The organism is Fischerella sp. PCC 9605 (genome assembly GCF_000517105.1).
Lineage (GTDB): Bacteria > Cyanobacteriota > Cyanobacteriia > Cyanobacteriales > Nostocaceae > PCC9605.
Map to the genome: position 1 here is coordinate 1,126,568 of NZ_KI912149.1, position 17,355 is coordinate 1,143,922.

Genomic DNA, 17,355 nt, shown 5'->3' on the forward strand with positions numbered 1-17,355 from the left:
AGACTAATATTACTACAATTCCCAGTCCGCAAAATGTAGCAAGAGCGATCGCTAACTTATTTTCCTGTGATGGAATCGCACTGCTTGCTGTATTCTGTGACTGGGTTATTTCTTTACTTTTTTATTTGCACATTGACATAAATTGATGACCGTGTCCAAAGACACCTTGTCAAACTTAAAGATACAAATTTGCTGATGAAAATTGCAGAATGATTCTTATTTTAAAAATAGGTATTTGCAATCAATAGTTTAAAATTGTCACTTGCAAAAATTGACTTCAACAAATATATTTGAATTGTTGTTCATATATATTATGAGATGCTGAAGCGCCATAAAAAGCCTGAGAATTCACGCTGTAGCTGTCATGATGACCATGAACGCAGTCATCATGATAATCATAACCATAAACATCATCAAAATGAGAATCATGACCACGATCGCAGTCATGAGCATCACCATCATGGTGGAGAATTTAACCTGAGAAATGAAATTTTCTCTTTAACTGTAATATTCGGTTTGTATGGTTTGGGTTTAATTTTTGAAGAACAATTACATAATAAATTTTATGGTATTGCTGAGTATTTGCTTTTTATTCCTGCCTATCTTTTAAGTGGATGGAGTGTGTTAACCGCAGCAGGACGTAATATCCTCAAAGGTAGAGTATTTGATGAAAACTTTTTGATGACGATCGCAACACTGGGAGCACTTGCAATTCATAAGCTTCCAGAAGCAGTTGGGGTAATGTTGTTTTATAAAATCGGAGAATTATTTCAGGATATAGCTGTTAGTCGTTCGCGCAATTCCATAAAATCTCTTCTCGAAGTCCGCCCTGATTATGCCAATCTCAAGATAGATACAGAAGTCAAAACAGTATCTCCAGAAACAGTTAATATTGGTGATGTTATCCTTGTCAAAGCAGGAGAAAAGATTCCCTTAGATGGAGAGATTATCGAGGGAAACTCTCAAGTTGACACATCAGCATTAACTGGTGAATCTGTACCGCGAACCGTAAAAGTAGGAGAACCAGTTTTAGCAGGGATGATGAACAAAATGGGACTCCTAACTATTCGAGTCACAAAACGATTTGGTGAGTCTTCTATTGCCAAGATATTGGATTTGGTTCAAAATGCCAAAAGCAAAAAAGCTCCCACAGAGAAGTTTATTACTAAGTTTGCCAGATACTATACACCAGTGGTCGTGGTTAGCTCCTTGGCAGTTGCTTTGTTACCTCCCTTATTTATACCAGGAGCTACCCATGCTGAATGGGTGTATCGTGCTCTAGTTTTATTAGTAATTTCCTGCCCTTGTGGACTTGTGATTAGTATTCCTCTAGGTTATTTTGGGGGTATTGGTGGTGCTGCTAAACGCGGTATTTTAGTTAAAGGTGCTACTTATTTAGATACACTAACGGCAGTGAAAACAGTTATCTTTGACAAGACAGGAACCTTGACAAAAGGTGTATTTCATGTAGTAAAAATTGTTCCTAAAAATGGCTGGAATGAGCAAAATCTACTGCAATTAGCTGCCAAAGTCGAAGCTCATTCTAATCATCCAATTGCCAAATCAATACGAGATGCCTGCGATGAAAAATTTGATGCATCGCAAGTAGAAAATTACTCCGAAATTGCTGGTTACGGTATCAAAGCAGAGGTCGAAAATCAAGTAGTACTAGCAGGAAACGATCGATTATTGCATCGTGAGAACATTGCTCATGATGTTTGTGAAGTTGAAGGAACAGTGGTACACATAGCAGTAGATAATGTATATGCTGGGTACATTGTCATCGCTGATGAATTGAAAGAAGATGCGAGAGAAGCTATTCAATCTCTCAAGGGCTTGGGCGTAGACAAAACAGTCATGTTGACGGGAGATGAGAATGCGATCGCTTCTCGTATTTCTCAACAATTGGGTTTAGATTCATATCTGGCAGAGTTATTACCAGAAGATAAAGTTTCTGCGTTGGAGAACATATTAAACTCGCCTGAAAAGTATAATAAAGTTGCCTTTGTTGGCGATGGCATTAATGACGCACCAGTAATTGCTAGAGCCGATGTTGGTGTGGCGATGGGTGGCTTAGGCTCTGATGCAGCGATAGAAACTGCTGATGTTGTGGTGATGACAGATGCACCATCAAAAGTAGCCCAAGTAATCCAAGTTGCTAAAAAAACTCACCGTATAGTTTGGCAAAACATCATTTTCGCCATAGCAATCAAGGGTGTATTTATTCTGCTTGGTACTATGGGTTTGGCGACTATGTGGGAAGCTGTGTTTGCTGATGTGGGTGTAGCTTTATTGGCAATTTTTAACGCAACTAGAGTACTGAATTAGGCTACGGTAGTGCAACTTGTACTAACTAGCTAGATAGCTGCTGACTTGCTCCTTATGTCTTCGTAGAGTTTTCAGAGCTTGTTGTTCTAATTGTCGCACTCTTTCTCGGCTGATGCCCATACGCTCACCAATTTGTACCAAAGAAAGTTCGTATCCATCTGTTAAACCGAAGCGCAAATTTAATATTTCCTGTTGTTGGCGAGGAAGTTTGGACAACAAATTTTGCAAGTCTTGATTAAGGGATTTCTGAACAGTATAGTTTTCAGGAGATAATCCCTTATCCTCTAACATATCCTGTAATTGTGTATCGTGCTCAGTTCCTATTCGTATTTCTAGAGAAACAGGTTGACGCGCAAACTGCAAACATTCTCGAATTTCTTTGGGTTGTAAATCCAGAGCTTCAGCAATTTCAATTGTAGTGGGAATGCGACCTAATTTTTGAGATAAATCTCTTTGAATAAATTTAATTTTGTTTAGCTTTTCAGTGATATGAATGGGTAAGCGGATGGTACGTCCTTGCTGTGCGATCGCCCTTGTAATTGCCTGACGAATCCACCAGTAAACATAAGTAGATAACTTGTAGCCCCTGGTTGGATCAAATTTCTCAATTCCTCGCTCTAGCCCTAAAGTACCTTCTTGAATTAAATCTAGAAGTTCTAAGTTACGTTTCTGGTATTTCTTCGCGATTGAAACTACTAATCGCAGATTGGCAGCAATCATTTTCTGCTTGGCTTTGTGTCCTTGATTTAGTAAATTAAGCAACGCCCCTTCGCTCATTTCCATCTTATTAGCCCATTCTTGTAGTGTAGGTTCACGCTTTAATTCCAGGGCCAATTTTTCCTGAACAGATAGCACAGTCATCATCTGCTGTACTTGTTTAGCCAAAAAAATCTCTTGTTCGTAGCTTAGTAGAGGTATGCGCCCAATCTCATGCAGATAAGTACGCACAATATCAACTTTGGGTAGAGATTCTTTATTTTGAAAATGAACTTCGCTATTTATGGAGCTTGAGTTATTCATGGGTTGCTTATTACCTTCTCCTTTGTCTCGGTTTGCAATTCCACTGTAGGGAGCAAAAGTCAAGAACCACGAAAAGAAATCTTTAGGCGACTATTAGGTATATCATCACCAGTCAGAACTGATTAGAACTGATTATGTTTAAGTTAAAACTCAGATGTTTCGGAGTTATGTCAAAAACTTGAAGAGTATATGTCAACAATAAAGTCACCTAGCTAAATTTTGATAACTTCAAACTAATTTTTCCAATTTCTTAACTTTTTTATATATATCGAACCCGTGTAATTACTTATAGCTTGCCCTTACTCCCACTCTCCCAGCCTGCGAGAGGGTTTTACGTGGTATCTCCAGCGCCCAAAATTTTCGGTCTTCCTTTAAGGTTGTATCGTGACGAGTGTGCCAATAGTTACCTGTTCGTACAAAGCGATTACATCCTGATTCCGTAAGCGAATACAACCGTGGGAAACTGGCTGTCCAATCAATTCCTCTTGATTAGTACCATGAAACCCAAGTTGGGTTTTTCCATCTGTCCAAATACCAATCCACCTTGCTCCCAATGGATTATCTGGCCCAGGATAGATGATTTTACCAGTTTTGAAACTCTTAAAAATAGGATTTTTTTCTTTAGAGAACACCCTGAAAGTACCAACAGGGGTGCGCCATCCCGGCTTACCTATAGCAATTGGATAGCTAACTAATAACTTGTCTAGGCGATAGACATGAACCTGGCGATCGCTCAGCTTCACAACTAAGTGAGTGTCAAGATTATTTGAATGAGTAGAAGGATTTGCTTGACCTGGAAAATACGTAGAGTTGCCTTCAATTGAAGGTAACTCTAATTTATGGAATTGGTTTGTTTGAGATTGAGTCTCAGTCTCAAGCGCAATTACTTGCTTAGAGACGCACAGCATTAGAATTGTTGCACCAAAACCAATAGAGAACAAACTTAGAAACAATGACATGTCTCGGAGAAAATTCCAGGTCAAAGCGCCTACTATCCTGTAAATCGGCATTGTGACACCTCAGCCGACAAGATCGAACAACCGCCTTATCTTCAACTGCAATAGTTTATCTGTGAGACATCCTTCACCAAGTTTGGGGAACAATCTCAGTCTCAGGAGTAGGTTGCTCTGTTGGTTGTTCTGGCTCCGTTGGTTGTGTTGGTTGAGTTTCTGGGGTAGGAGACGGAACGACTGGTACGCGCTGCGTAGTTTCCCGTTCCATAATACTTCGATATACTTCTGAAACGTTGCTCGCCCCTATTGGAGTTGGAGCTGGTGAAGGGGCCCAAGTAATGAGCCATTCAGAAGGGTCAGTGTTTATCATTACCCTTTGACCGACAATCTGTCCCATATGCACTCGCTCTTCACGAGGGACAGTGACATGTCTGGTTTCTCCATTGTCCAGCTCGATCATAACTATGTCACCAACTACACTGTAGACCCTACCAACAAGCTCTTGCTGTTCAACTTCCTGCTGTTCTTGTTGCTGTTCGATTTCCTGTTGCTGTTGTTGGTCGACTTCCTGTTGCTGCTGGATTTCCTGTTGTTGTTGGATTTCCTGTTGCTGCACTAGTTTTAATGCTTGGGGCTGCTGCGCTCTAGGTACAGATAAGGATGATAGTTGCGAAATGCTCTCTGGTAGTGCTAGAGCTTTACCTACGGCAAACAAGGGTAATAGCGCTACCGATAGTAGTAAAAGTCTGTTCCACATTTGCTTCAATCCTAATAACGATTAAGTGATAGAGGACTGAGTGTTAATCAGACAATAAATTTTTTACTATTGGGTATAAAACTATGCGCCTAACTTAGACAGGCGCTGCTAACCTCACACCAAAATCTTCTATACCCAAAGTTCTAACTGCGTTATCAGTCTGCGTAACTTAAAGCTTCCTGGAAGCAAATTTATCAGTAAAACTGGTCAAGCTTTGCGATTCAATAAACTCGACTTGATCGCGATTTGCGTCGATAGGACAGCACGTAACTGCATTTCCAAGTAAGGAAGTAACCTCCTTGACTTGACTAAAAAACCGTGCATTAACTCCTTAGTTAACACAATTTTTTAGTAATAATAAAAAAGTCTCTAAAATTTAATAATATCCAATTTAATTGGACAAGTCAATAAGAATTTGAGCGAAAATATCAATTATATAGCTATTTTCAATTCAGTGAAATACAAACCTCACCCCCCTGCCCCTCTCCTTACCAAGGAGAGGGGTGCCCGTTAGGGCGGGGTGAGGTGTATTCTATCCAAATGCAAACCGCTATATATATTCAGTATTTTTGAATTAAATTACTTAAATGATAAACAAAATCAATTTAGTTTTCAGTCTAATTGATAGTAGAAAAAAGCAATTTTTGTATGGCAATAGCTGAGCTAGATTCCAATTTAGCCTCACTCTTAATTATATGTACTGAAAACTGAATAATCTTTGTCCCCAGTAGATGCCAATTGGGCATCTTAATCAGGATAAACTTCACCCTTGCTCAAATGGCGCGAGAGAATTTTTGATCCCGCATGATTCGATGGGCATCAAAAATAACGGCAATATTTCTGACTAATAACCGGCCGATTTCGGTGATGCCAATCTCGTTATTTGATAAGGTAACTAATCCATCTGCTTCTAGATTTTTCAATGCTTTGATTTCTTTAGAGAAATACTCATCAAAACAAATGTGATACTTGTTTTCAATGTCTTGTTTATGCAGCTTGGCGTGAGACATGATACGCATAATTACATCCCGTCTGATCGTGTCATCCCAATTCAGTTTGATGCCTTTAGCGATGGGTAACTGTCCTGCATCAATTGCCTGGTAATAATCACTTAATCGTTTGTGATTTTGAGCATAGGCATCTTCTAGCATACTGACGGATGTAGCATCAAAACCAAAGAGTTCTGCTTGCGCCCAAGTAGTATAGCCTTGAAAGTTGCGCTTGAGTGTGTAGTTGCGTTGAGCGATCGCTAATTCATCATGGGGTTTGGCAAAATGATCCATGCCAATGAAGAGATACTTGCTATTCGTCAGTTCCTCAATGGTCATTTTCAAAATCTCTAACTTCTCCTGCGGTCGTGGTAGCGCATCCTTGCAAATATTTTTTTGCACTGGCTTCAGCCACGGCACGTAGGCAAAGTTAAAGACTGCAATGCGATCTGGGTCTAATTCTATGGTCTTTTTAATTGTCTCCTTGAAGCTCTGGTGAGTTTGATACGGTAGACCATAAATTAGGTCTACATTCACACTTTGAAACCCCGCTTCCCTAATCCAGTCCACGATCTCAAACAGCATTTCCTCTGACTGGACGCGATTCACAGCCGCTTGCACCTGCGGATTAAAATCTTGAATGCCAAAACTAATGCGGTTAAAGCCAATCTCTTTAAGAAAGAAAATGTAGTTTTTCTCTACATAGCGGGGATTAATTTCTATTGAGACTTCTGCTTGTGGGTCGATGCTGAAGTGGCGAGTTATATTGTTCCACAACTGTTCTACCCGTTCCAGACTTAAGTAATTCGGAGTTCCTCCACCCCAATGCATCTGAACTACTTTGCGATCTGCATCAAGCAAAGATGCTGTGTTCCTGATTTCTCGACCTACATATTCTAGGTAAGGTTTGACAATATTTTTGTTGTTGGAAATTACTACGTTACAGCCACAGAAGTAGCAAGCACTCTGGCAAAAGGGTATGTGAAAATACAAAGACAGAGGCGTTTTCCTTTGATTGGAAGTGGCGATCGCATCTCGAAAATCAGCTTCAGTAAATGTTTCGGTTAGTTCTGTAGCGGGTGGGTAACTGGTGTATCTGGGTGTGGGAATATCGTACTTCTTGATGATATCAATGTCGAACTTCACACCAGGAATTTGAAAAACCATTGAGTTGTTTCCAGTGAATATATTACTTTAAAGATGAAGGGATAAGGGTTAAAGGGTACCCCTGTCAAGGCGTAAGTCTTGAAATGAGTTTTTCTTGGTGTCCCTTCGCTGCGCTCGAGGGCAAGCTTAGTGTCTTGGTGAGACCAGCCCCCGTCTTGGCTTCTGCCTTTAGGGGGGACTGGCGAACCCGAAGGGTGGTGAAAAAATCATTTTTGAAACACTAAGACACCAAGACACAAAGAAGAAAATAGTCTTGTTGACTGAGATTTGGGTTCGTTTTTTACCCACCTTGACAGGGCTAGGGTTAAAGGGGGTTAAAAACCTTTTCCCTTTGCCCTTTACCCTTTTCCCACATTAGTTAGTTCGGTGCTACCACTGTTATGTCCACGGGTTAAGGCATTAAACAAGACTTGACCAATTGCTTGAATTAAATTTCCTTCCAGTTCTTGAGCTATCTGCATATTGAACCAGAACGCGTTATTAGCTTCTGCGACAATCTTTTCTGCTGTGGCATCGTCGATAGGTAGTGCGTCTAATGCCTGACGATATTTGTCTTTAAAAGCCTTTTTATCAGGAATTTCCTCAAAATTGTAAAAAGACGTACCTTGGTAATCTTCTAACTTCAAGGCTGACTGAGCAATTTTCTGTAACATTTGACCGCCAGAAAGATCGCCCATGTAGCGGGTATAGGCATGTCCGATTAACAATTCAGGTGCAGTAGCAGAAACTTCTCGAATACGGGCAATATAGTTCTGGGCTGCGGGAGATGGTTTGATTTGCTGCGATCGCCAATCTTTACCATAGTAGAACTCCATGTCTTTCTCTAAAGCGGCTTGACGATTTAGTTCCGGAAAATAAATGCCGCCAACTACGGCATGATCTTGGTGTCGTTCTATTTCCGCTTCTAGTTCGCTGTAAACGTAATACAAGTTACCTAAAAATTTGGCGAAGCAGCCTCGATCTACAACTCCTTTAAGAAAACACTTCATAAATCCCACATTTTCCGCAGCTGTGTGGGATTTATGAGTTCCTGTACGAAGTTTTATGGCTAGATTGCTACTCATTGTTTGTTCCTTCATCTCAAAACGCAAGCTGATCCCTACCAGTTCACTGTCAACGCCAGCGTTGAAGAATCGTTATTTAGGTTTAGGAAAGGATCTGCACCCGACCGTCAACTGACACCACCACCGATGCAGACCCAAGCCATGTTGATTTCTACCAAAATCATTTAACTATTAATATCTCAATAGTCATATAGTTATTAATATTTTTTCATATTTCTCAGGTGATAGCTACAGATACGCCCAGATGAAAGACCCAAAATAGTTGTGAAATAAGCATTCATACCATAATTACTTCCAGTAGCGAAGCTCATGACTAAAAATGTTTTTCTAAATTAATTTAACAAAATCATCGCCATTAATAAAGTTTTATGTTTTTATAGCTATAAAACGAAAAATTGTAATCTCCTATGGTTAAGTCTCTTCCCACCCCACAGCCGGATTTGCTGAAGCCAGGTATTAAAGCGCCGGTTAAGGAAACATTATTAACACCCCGGTTTTACACCACTGACTTTGACGCAGTGGCGCAGATGGACATTTCGGCGAATGAAACTGAGTTGCAGGCAATTGTCCAGGAATTGCGGACTGACTATAATCGCCATCACTTCGTGCGTGATGAAGAGTTTCAGCAGAATTGGGATCGCATTGACGGGGAAAAGCGTCTCGCATTTATTGACTTTTTGGAACGTTCCTGCACTTCCGAGTTTTCCGGATTTCTACTGTTTAAAGAGTTATCGCGCCGACTCAAAGATCGCAATCCCATTTTGTCAGAAGCCTTTGGTTTTATGGCGCGGGATGAGGCACGTCATGCGGGATTTTTGAATAAAGCAATGGCGGATTTTAATCTTTCCCTAGATTTGGGCTACTTGACTAAATACCGTACTTACACTTTCTTTCCTCCTGAGTGGATTATCTATACTGTCTACCTATCTGAAAAAATTGGTTACTGGCGCTACATCATTATGTATCGCCATTTAGAGAAACATCCAGAAAATCAATATTATCCACTGTTCCGTTACTTTGAGAGTTGGTGTCAGGATGAGAACCGTCACGGAGACTTCTTTAAAGCGCTACTGCGATCGCAACCTCAGTTGTGGAACAACTGGAAAGCGCGTTTGTGGGTACGTTTCTTTTTGCTATCGGTGTTTGCCACCCATACTTTGACAGTATTTGAACGGGCAAACTTTTATCAATCTATAGGCATAGATCCGCAACAGTACAACATTCAAGTCATTGACAAGACAAACGAAACCTCCGCACGGGCATTTCCGGTGATATTGAATACTAGACACCCAGCTTTTTTTGATCGGCTGGAAAAGTGTTCAGACAATAATCTCAAGCTGGCAGAAATTAACAACAGCGATCGCCCAGGTATTGTGAAGTTTTTCCAAAAATTACCCCTCATCCTCTCCACAACCTGGCATTTACTGCGGCTTTACTTGATCAAACCCATTGATGCAGAAACATTGCGAGGAATAGTTAATTAAATTGTTGGTGGTTGGGGTTGTTGGTCGTTGGTCGTTGGTGGTTCCAAATAACAAACAACTAACAACAAACAACAATCAGGAGAGTTGCTTTGATTTGTAACAGATGCGTGATGCATTTTGCGATCGCATCCGTTACAAAGTGTTGTCATCAAACGCTCTTTTGTGAAAGAGCGCTACCGTTATTAAAGACACGATCTGGAGAGCAACCTTGCCTGATTCGATTCAACATGCCCAACCAAGACTAGAGTTTATTCCGCAACGCTTTAACCCAGTTGTACTCCAGCTTACCCAGTGGTTGCTGCCTTTTTTGCTACGGCTTCGGCTTCGACCGTGGTTACCAGCTGGGATTTCACGCATTGAAGTTAAGAATGCGGAAATTTTAGCCGAATTATATCAACAATTCCAGGCTGGTAAAGTTCGCTTTTTGATGGCATTTCGCCATCCAGAGGTAGACGATCCACTTTGTATGTTCTACCTACTTTCCCGAGTGGTGCCACGAGTTGCCCGCAAGCAAGGAATTTGGCTGCAATACCCAATTCATTCACACTTCATCTACGAACGGGGGATGCTGCTGTGGGCGGGAGATTGGCTAGGTTGGTTTTTCTCTCATTTGGGGGGTACTTCCATTCGTCGAGGTAAGCGACTTGATCGGCTTGGTATTCAAACTGCGCGGGATTTGTTTGCTAATGGCAAAATGCCGATCGCAGTTGCACCCGAAGGTGCTACCAATGGTCATAGTGGAATTGTTAGCCCATTAGAACCCGGTGTTGCTCAGTTAGGGTTTTGGTGTGTTGAAGACTTGCACAAAGCGAATCGTTCAGAAAAAGTTTTGATTGTACCCATCTCTATCCAGTATTCCTACATTGAGCCACCTTGGTCAAAACTGGATTGGCTGTTGAGTAAACTGGAAGCTGACTGTGGTTTGTCAGTGCAGTGCATCGATCAGTCTGATGTATCCAACCCGGAAGAGATTTTCTATCAACGCCTCTTGCGCCTAGCAGAACATCTCTTAACAGAGATGGAAAATTTTTATCGGCGGTTCTATCATCAAAACCTACCCGAACCTATCTCAATCGCTACTGACAAAACTGCCAATCCCAATCAGGTACTGGTGGCAAGACTTCACCGCTTGCAGGATACAGCTTTAAAAGTCGCTGAACAATATTTTGAATTACAACCACACGGAAATTTTATCGACCGTTGTCGCCGCTTGGAGGAAGCTGGCTGGAGTTACATTTACCGAGATGATATCCCAGAATTAAATGCTTTACCACGCTTCAAACGAGGGCTTGCAGACTGGGTTGCAGCTGAAGCAGACTTGCGGATGCGGCATATGCGTTTGGTGGAAAGTTTTGTCGCAGTCACCGGAACCTATGTGCAGGAAAAGCCTACGGCTGAACGATTTGCGGAAATAGCGCTATTGATATTCGATACGATCGCTCGCATCACGAGTAACAAAAAACTGCCCGGACGTCCCCGGCTTGGTTGGCGACAGGTACAGATGGCAGTTGGTGAACCCATCTCAGTCACAGAATACTGGTCAACTTATCAATCCGATCGTCGTGCAGCAAGAGTTGCGGTTACTGAACTGACGCAAAAACTACATAGCGCTTTAGAAAAGTTGATTTCATGATCGTTCACTCAATTAGTAGCTAAGCTAAAAGGCATTTAATTTGCATTCTCAAAAAAATCAAACTCTTGTGGGGTGGGCGTCTCGCCCGCCCTGATTATGCAACTTAAATGCACATCAGCTTAATCCCAGATTTACTAAGCACCCTAAATCCTTACACCCTTCTCCAGCCCACCCAGTCTGGAAATTTTCTGAAACTGAGTGGGCTGATTTTTTATGGCATCAACTCGTCACACAAGCGATCGCCATAGACGCGCAGCTGTCGCCAACTAACTTTAATAAGTAATAAGTAGCTTTTATTGATACTATTTACCTTTATGTGTCAAGTTGTATTGACTCTTTGTAACAATATTGTTATATTTATTTACATAAGTTAGCAACAAGAAAACAAAACGGAGAAACAAACCATGTACACCACAGTTAACGAAGATGGCATTCTCAACAACTACGCAACTGAACCTGAAATGTATTACGCTGCTTACCCCTCTCCTGAACAGCAAAATCGCTATGCTTTGGCTGGTGCAGTTGCGGCCTTATTCGTCACCGCTGTAATTTTGGTTGCTTTTGTGGTTAGCTAATTGAAATAACTTGCGCGCGCGTATTAATAACAAACTTTGACACGAAGGCGTTGGTTGTTGATTGTTGCAAACAACAAAAAAACTAATAACAACCAACTAACAATTATTTATACCGCTCTAATTCAGTAATGCGGTAACTGTATCTTTTATCTCCCATCACATCAATAAATATACTTCTCCTAATTCCTAACCTCGGCGTCATAGCTGAGGTTATTTATTTTTACTGTCAAAATTGACACTAATATACTAATATTTATTTTTCTACAAATTTAAGCGATCGCTAGATGCAAAAATGCTTGGCAACCTATAATCGACTAAGTGTTGGAACCGAGAGATAGAACTGTGGATGCAGTCTTAAAGCGATCGCACGAACTCAAACAAGCCTTAGTCGATTTCGTCTTGGATGCAGATGGCGAAATGGCAGAAGCGCTGGAAACTTATGCAGCGGCACAGTTACGCCGTGGTGCAGGGGATTCTGTGCAGCAAGAGTTGGCCATTGACAGCTTTGCAATAGAAGGCAAAGTTGGAGACAAGTCACCACTGGATGTGTTTGTACAAAGTCATCCAGAATTATCAGAGAGCGATCGCAACTTACTTAACAGTTGGCATCAGAGTTTCACTGGCTTATTTGCCATCACAAAAATTCTACCTGATGGCTTTGAATTGATGAACTGGCTCACAGCCAAACACTACATCGTCAAACCAAATAACACCAAAACACAACAGGAAATGTCTCGGTTGAAAGAGGGTGAAATTTTACTGACTCGCATTTCTCCCATTACCGACACCTATTGGACATTTTCTGGCCCCTACACACAGATGGGCAAATTAGGTAAACCGAAACTTGCCGTTGCAATTGGAAATTTCAAAGATAACTACAAAAATCACCTTTACAGTGATGCTCCCGACTTGCTAGAAGAAGCTTGGCAGTCGGTAGTAAAGTATAATCAGCAGTTTGTTGAGTTTTTTGGTAGCGATGAAGTCACAATGCCTGGATACCAACTCAACAAAAAGATAGCTGAACTCCAGGAAATAACGGCAGAGAAAAGTTTAGCAGCGGCAGGTATTGATCCCTCTAAATCATTAGCAGAAATAGCACAAGAAGCAGGAGTGGACGAAGAGGAAATCAAAACAGCAGCCCAAGAAATGGGTACTGACGCCAAAGTAGTAACCCAATTACTCAATAACAAAACCAGCACTGCCAAGATGGTAATGCCAAAAGTTGATTTACCTGCCGAACTCAAGAAAGCAGAAGAGGTGACAGCACTTTCTCATCCTCGTTGGGGGCAGATGTTTTTACCAACCTACAATAAAGTCAAAACAATATTAGCAGCAGAGGATTGGCAAAGCATTGAAGGTGCTGAGAAACTCATTCGCCACTATCTGGAAGACAAAAAGATAAATGCTTTTATCTGGTATCGCTTAGCCGCAGAGTACCCAACTTCACTAGAAAAGATATTGCAAACAGTTCTACAGCGTCCAGAGTTTAGCTTAGAAAATGATTTAGATGCACTGTTGCAAGAGTATGGTAAACCTATAGAGCCAGAACTACCAGAAATTGCCAGCGTACCCCTACATTTACATAATCTATTTCAAGAAGCCCTTGGAGAAGTTCAAAAATCTAAATCCAAGAGTAAAGGGCAAAAGAAGGCAACAAAAGGTTTCCAAAAATTGTAAGGGGATGCATAAGCAATAGCTAATCTTGCATTATGTAGGGAGTTTTCCCTATAAATTGAGGGGAGAAAACAGTGAAGGCGCTAAGCATACACGATAAAGATAAAATAGCAGCTTTCCTCCGTCGCCATCCGTTTCTTCATCTATATTCTCTAGGAGATTTAGACGACTTTTTTTGGCACTACACGGCTTGGTACGCCTTCACCAAAAATGACGAAATTACACAGCTAGCTTTGCTGTACACTGGAACATCTCTACCTGTTCTGCTGGGACTTTCTGAAGAATCCACAGATTTGATGAAAGATTTGCTGCATTCTATAATTCATTTGTTGCCAAAGCGGTTTTATGCTCATTTGAGTAGAGATGTGGCAACTGTGCTTGCAGATGACTACCAAATAGTATCGCACGGTCTACATCACAAAATGGCTTTGACCAATTTGGCAAGTTTAGATGCGTTTGATACTTCAGATGTCATACCCCTGTCAGTTGCAGATGAGGCGGAATTGAAAGAATTCTATCGTGTCAGCTATCCAGAAAATTGGTTTGAACCGCGTATGCTGGAGACTGGCCATTATTATGGCATCAGGCATGGAGGAGTTCTGATGAGTGCAGCGGGCGTGCATGTGTACTCTCAATCTTACAGAGTAGCAGCATTGGGAAACATCGCCACACACCCACAGTTTCGCAAACAAGGATTGGCGAGGGTAGTCTGTGCCAAGCTGTGCCAAAAACTGTTGCGAAAAGTGGATTACATAGGTTTGAATGTCAAGGCTGATAATAGTAGTGCGATCGCCTGCTACACTAAACTGGGTTTTGAATGCGTCAATACCTATGAAGAGTATTCCCTCCAGTTAAAGCCAACGGCACTATAGATATCCCTAACTTTTCCAAATGCGTCTGTTGAGATTCAAGTCTTCCACAATTCCCAGCATCAACTGGATGTTTTCAAAATATTCCCGCATTGGGGTAAAGCTTAACATGCTTTTGTATAGCTTCGGTTCAAATAAATCTTCTGGATACTCTGTAGTAGTTGGGCTGCTTGTTCTGGTGTTAGAGTAGGCTTTTGGGGAGTAGTTTCTTTTTCAGGCGTTGACTCAGACTTAGCAGATAGAAACACCATAGCTTCCTGTGCCCAAGCCTGTATCTGGGGATTTTGACTTGCTGCTAGCTGTTGACACAATGCGATCGCTTTTGGCTGTTGTCCGGTATGATGATAAGCTTAGAAGTTAACTATTGGTGTCTGGCATTTGTCGTGAAGTTACCGATGAGAGCATAGTTTTGAGTCTGTTCCTATGGCGATCGCCCTACTCATCAAAATCCTTCTGCAAAGAAAAGTAATTATCTTTATGTGGCAATTTGCTAAGTGACACATGAGATGAAAGCGTTTAAACCCTTAAAAAGGGAATTTTTTACTCTTGTTTGTTCAATTTATGTCAAGAGCAATGTTACCTTCTCAAGCTGTCCTAAGCCACTAATTCTCATTGATTTCACTCGTTATATATATTCCTGTGAAACGAATTGAGGGCAGCGAACATGACTCACTTCGGTATGATCTGTTTAGGTGCAACGGGGCACATCAACACACTGTTTCCATTGGGATATGAACTACACAAACGCGGACATCAAATTACAGTCTTCAGTGCCCCCCATGTGCAATCAAAAGCGATCGCAGCAGGGTTCAAATTCCGGGCAATCGGCGAGGCTGAGTTTTCGCTAAAACAAGATACCCAACTATTTGAACAACAGGGAAAACTGAGTGGATTTGCTGGATTACGCCATACAATAGAATCATTTCGGACGATGGTAGCTGTTGGTTTTCGAGATACACCAGCCGCTATCAAAGAATCAGGTGCAGAAGCGTTACTGGTTGATATGTCTGCGGTTCAAGGAGGAACCATCGCAGAACATCTCAATCTACCATTCGTAACCGTGTGCAGCGCCCTAACTTTCTATCAAGATGAATATATTCCACCTGTCAATACACTGTGGAGCTATAATCCTGGTTGGTGGGCACGTTTGCGAAATATTGCTGCATATCGACTGCTTGAAGTTCTCATCCAACCAGTTTGGAAGGTTATATCCGAACATCGCCAAATCTGGAATTTACCACCATATAAAAATTTCAACGATCTGTTTTCCAAACTAGCCATAATTAGTCAACATCCGGTTGAATTTGAATTCCCAAATCGCAAATTACCTCCTTGGTTTTATTTCACCGGGCCTTTTCATGATGCTATAGGGCGGCAAAAAGTTGATTTTCCTGATGAGAAACTGACTGGACAACCATTGATTTATGCGTCGATGGGAACAATCCGCAATCGTCTTAAGCATATTTTCTACATAATTGCGGAAGCGTGTCAGGAAATAGACGCCCAACTGGTTATTTCTTTGGGAGGTGCATTAGAACCAGACACACTGTCTAATCTACCTGGAAAGCCATTAGTTGTTCAATATACTCCACAACTAGAATTACTGAAGAGGACAACGTTAACCATCACTCATGCTGGATTAAACACTACTTTGGAATCACTAAGTAACGCTGTACCGTTGGTTGCAATTCCAATTTCAGATGAACAACCTGGAATTGCCGCGAGGATTGCTTGGACGGGTGTTGGAGAAGTAGTACCATTGTCTCGTCTAAGTGTTTCTAAATTGCGAAACGCCATCCAAACTGTACTGATAGAAGAGTCTTATAAGCAAAATGCAGTTCGATTACAAGATGCTATTCACCGTGCAGGTGGTGTCTGTCGCGCTGCTGATATTGTTGAACAGGCGGTATCGAGTAGAGAACCAGTCATAAATTTTGAGTTCTGATTATGTCGAAAACTATTGACATTTGTATTAACTTGTGATTATAGTCGCAGTTGGTTGTACACAGATGGATTTACCGGTTTCATAGGTCTGGATGGAACCATACCACAAGCATCTAGATGCAATTGTAGCCGCACAATCATTTCATTTATTCGCCAAAAAGCCCAAACTAATGGTCTGCCTAGAGTGTGCAATATTAGTTCCCCACCTTTCAGTTTTCGGTAGGGTAACCATGCCTCAGCAAAGCGCGTTAACAAAACGTGTTTAATGTTGACCATGCCCAAGAAAAATCTCGGTAATTTCCACATCACCTGACGGAAGACAAGGGTACATTCTTGTGCAATACTGGCAGCAAAGGTTGCAATATCGGTGCTGATACCAAGTTGTGTTCAAATATAGCAATTTGTGCCCTCTCCCCCTCCCCTCTCCCAATTTGGGAGAGGGGTGCCGACAGACGGGGTGAGGGAAGTACTATCTTTGAGTGCAACCTAGTATGACTTGCCAAAACCCACAACCACCACCCGTTTATCCTGAATCTGAGACGAGTCATTAAACCCAGTAGAGTGAAGAATTTCGCCTCCAGAAGCTATAAACTCTTCCATACCAGGCATCGAGGGTATCTTAGGAATGCTGAATGTACCGTTACAAACTAGAACGAAGTCAAATTCGTAGTTCTCCTCCAAACCGTCCTTGAACCTGACAGTCACTAGCCAACCTGGTCTTCCTTGAGTATTTCTAGAAACATTAATAACTTCTGTTTGAAAACAAATCCTCTCGGTGACACCGAAATTGTCTGCGTAGGACTGCAAGTAATTCCGCATTTGTTCTGCTGTCGGCCACTCTGGATAGGATTCAGGCATGGGATAGCCGATCTTGATACAGATAGTGTCAGCATGGGAA

The 17,355-nt window shown here is 41.5% G+C and carries 16 protein-coding genes; 7 read left to right on the forward strand and 9 right to left on the reverse strand.

Going from position 1 to position 17,355, the window contains the following annotated elements; translation table 11 throughout:
- Positions 1–318 precede the first annotated feature (318 nt).
- Complete coding sequence (locus tag FIS9605_RS0119780; RefSeq protein WP_035139962.1) at positions 319–2,328, forward strand: heavy metal translocating P-type ATPase; 2,010 nt, start codon at positions 319–321, stop codon at positions 2,326–2,328.
- A 21-nt stretch (positions 2,329–2,349) separates the two neighbouring features.
- On the opposite strand, the gene FIS9605_RS0119785 is transcribed toward FIS9605_RS0119780, so the two are convergent.
- From FIS9605_RS0119785 to FIS9605_RS0119805, 5 genes are all read right to left on the reverse strand, one after another.
- A complete protein-coding gene (locus tag FIS9605_RS0119785) occupies positions 2,350–3,348 on the reverse strand; it encodes an RNA polymerase sigma factor, RpoD/SigA family (RefSeq protein ID WP_026734148.1) in 999 nt (332 codons plus the stop codon).
- Positions 3,349–3,719: 371 nt separating this feature from the next.
- On the reverse strand, positions 3,720–4,358 hold the full coding sequence (locus tag FIS9605_RS0119790) for a L,D-transpeptidase (RefSeq protein ID WP_051470075.1): 639 nt from the start codon (positions 4,356–4,358) through the stop codon (positions 3,720–3,722).
- 73 nt (positions 4,359–4,431) lie between these two features.
- On the reverse strand, positions 4,432–5,058 hold the full coding sequence (locus FIS9605_RS0119795) for a hypothetical protein (protein WP_026734150.1): 627 nt from the start codon (positions 5,056–5,058) through the stop codon (positions 4,432–4,434).
- A 773-nt stretch (positions 5,059–5,831) separates the two neighbouring features.
- Positions 5,832–7,214, reverse strand: coding sequence for an oxygen-independent coproporphyrinogen III oxidase (gene hemN / locus FIS9605_RS0119800; protein WP_026734151.1), 1,383 nt, complete (start codon positions 7,212–7,214; stop codon positions 5,832–5,834).
- A gap of 338 nt (positions 7,215–7,552) precedes the next feature.
- Positions 7,553–8,278, reverse strand: coding sequence for a biliverdin-producing heme oxygenase (locus tag FIS9605_RS0119805; RefSeq protein ID WP_026734152.1), 726 nt, complete (start codon positions 8,276–8,278; stop codon positions 7,553–7,555).
- 407 nt (positions 8,279–8,685) lie between these two features.
- Between FIS9605_RS0119805 and acsF the strand changes: the two genes are divergently transcribed.
- Entirely contained in the window at positions 8,686–9,762 is a 1,077-nt protein-coding gene (acsF, locus tag FIS9605_RS0119810) for a magnesium-protoporphyrin IX monomethyl ester (oxidative) cyclase (RefSeq protein WP_026734153.1), read from the forward strand.
- Here the strand turns inward: acsF and FIS9605_RS42840 are convergent.
- Entirely contained in the window at positions 9,759–9,911 is a 153-nt protein-coding gene (locus tag FIS9605_RS42840; RefSeq protein WP_155960466.1) for a hypothetical protein, read from the reverse strand. The genes acsF and FIS9605_RS42840 overlap by 4 nt on opposite strands.
- Positions 9,912–9,970: 59 nt before the next feature.
- Here FIS9605_RS42840 and FIS9605_RS0119820 point away from each other — a divergent pair, with 59 nt between their 5' ends.
- From FIS9605_RS0119820 to FIS9605_RS0119835, 4 genes are all read left to right on the forward strand, one after another.
- Positions 9,971–11,395, forward strand: coding sequence for a 1-acyl-sn-glycerol-3-phosphate acyltransferase (locus FIS9605_RS0119820; protein ID WP_026734154.1), 1,425 nt, complete (start codon positions 9,971–9,973; stop codon positions 11,393–11,395).
- A 404-nt stretch (positions 11,396–11,799) separates the two neighbouring features.
- Entirely contained in the window at positions 11,800–11,970 is a 171-nt protein-coding gene (gene psb34 / locus FIS9605_RS42845; RefSeq protein ID WP_035139964.1) for a photosystem II assembly protein Psb34, read from the forward strand.
- 342 nt (positions 11,971–12,312) lie between these two features.
- Entirely contained in the window at positions 12,313–13,647 is a 1,335-nt protein-coding gene (locus FIS9605_RS0119830; protein WP_026734155.1) for a hypothetical protein, read from the forward strand.
- A gap of 71 nt (positions 13,648–13,718) precedes the next feature.
- Positions 13,719–14,516 carry a GNAT family N-acetyltransferase gene (locus FIS9605_RS0119835; RefSeq protein WP_026734156.1) on the forward strand — a complete coding sequence of 266 codons (798 nt, stop codon included), beginning with the start codon at positions 13,719–13,721 and terminating at the stop codon, positions 14,514–14,516.
- A 6-nt stretch (positions 14,517–14,522) separates the two neighbouring features.
- Here the strand turns inward: FIS9605_RS0119835 and FIS9605_RS41105 are convergent, their stop codons facing one another.
- A complete protein-coding gene (locus tag FIS9605_RS41105; RefSeq protein WP_082209807.1) occupies positions 14,523–14,624 on the reverse strand; it encodes a hypothetical protein in 102 nt (33 codons plus the stop codon).
- The gene (locus FIS9605_RS45350; protein ID WP_026734157.1) at positions 14,618–14,824 is read right to left on the reverse strand and encodes a hypothetical protein; all 207 of its coding nucleotides are present in this window, start codon (positions 14,822–14,824) and stop codon (positions 14,618–14,620) included. Before FIS9605_RS45350 ends, FIS9605_RS41105 begins: the two co-directional genes overlap by 7 nt.
- A 353-nt stretch (positions 14,825–15,177) precedes the next feature.
- Here FIS9605_RS45350 and FIS9605_RS0119850 point away from each other — a divergent pair, with 353 nt between their 5' ends.
- Positions 15,178–16,458, forward strand: a complete 1,281-nt coding sequence (locus FIS9605_RS0119850) for a glycosyltransferase (RefSeq protein ID WP_026734158.1) — start codon at positions 15,178–15,180, stop codon at positions 16,456–16,458.
- Positions 16,459–16,943: 485 nt separating this feature from the next.
- Here FIS9605_RS0119850 and FIS9605_RS39880 read toward each other — a convergent pair whose 3' ends face one another.
- Entirely contained in the window at positions 16,944–17,315 is a 372-nt protein-coding gene (locus FIS9605_RS39880; RefSeq protein WP_026734160.1) for a SidA/IucD/PvdA family monooxygenase, read from the reverse strand.
- Positions 17,316–17,355 lie beyond the last annotated feature (40 nt).

What these genes read in the sequence shown, in the direction of transcription:
- FIS9605_RS41105 (WP_082209807.1), bottom strand. Translation starts at nt 14,624, where the DNA reads ATGTTAAGCTTTACCCCAATGCGGGAATATTTTGAAAACATCCAGTTG.
- FIS9605_RS0119790 (WP_051470075.1), bottom strand. Translation starts at nt 4,358, where the DNA reads ATGCCGATTTACAGGATAGTAGGCGCTTTGACCTGGAATTTTCTCCGA.
- psb34 (WP_035139964.1), top strand. Translation starts at nt 11,800, where the DNA reads ATGTACACCACAGTTAACGAAGATGGCATTCTCAACAACTACGCAACT.
- FIS9605_RS42840 (WP_155960466.1), bottom strand. Translation starts at nt 9,911, where the DNA reads ATGACAACACTTTGTAACGGATGCGATCGCAAAATGCATCACGCATCT.
- FIS9605_RS0119850 (WP_026734158.1), top strand. Translation starts at nt 15,178, where the DNA reads ATGACTCACTTCGGTATGATCTGTTTAGGTGCAACGGGGCACATCAAC.
- FIS9605_RS0119780 (WP_035139962.1), top strand. Translation starts at nt 319, where the DNA reads ATGCTGAAGCGCCATAAAAAGCCTGAGAATTCACGCTGTAGCTGTCAT.
- hemN (WP_026734151.1), bottom strand. Translation starts at nt 7,214, where the DNA reads ATGGTTTTTCAAATTCCTGGTGTGAAGTTCGACATTGATATCATCAAG.
- acsF (WP_026734153.1), top strand. Translation starts at nt 8,686, where the DNA reads ATGGTTAAGTCTCTTCCCACCCCACAGCCGGATTTGCTGAAGCCAGGT.
- FIS9605_RS39880 (WP_026734160.1), bottom strand. Translation starts at nt 17,315, where the DNA reads ATGCCTGAATCCTATCCAGAGTGGCCGACAGCAGAACAAATGCGGAAT.
- FIS9605_RS0119785 (WP_026734148.1), bottom strand. Translation starts at nt 3,348, where the DNA reads ATGAATAACTCAAGCTCCATAAATAGCGAAGTTCATTTTCAAAATAAA.
- FIS9605_RS0119795 (WP_026734150.1), bottom strand. Translation starts at nt 5,058, where the DNA reads ATGTGGAACAGACTTTTACTACTATCGGTAGCGCTATTACCCTTGTTT.
- FIS9605_RS0119805 (WP_026734152.1), bottom strand. Translation starts at nt 8,278, where the DNA reads ATGAGTAGCAATCTAGCCATAAAACTTCGTACAGGAACTCATAAATCC.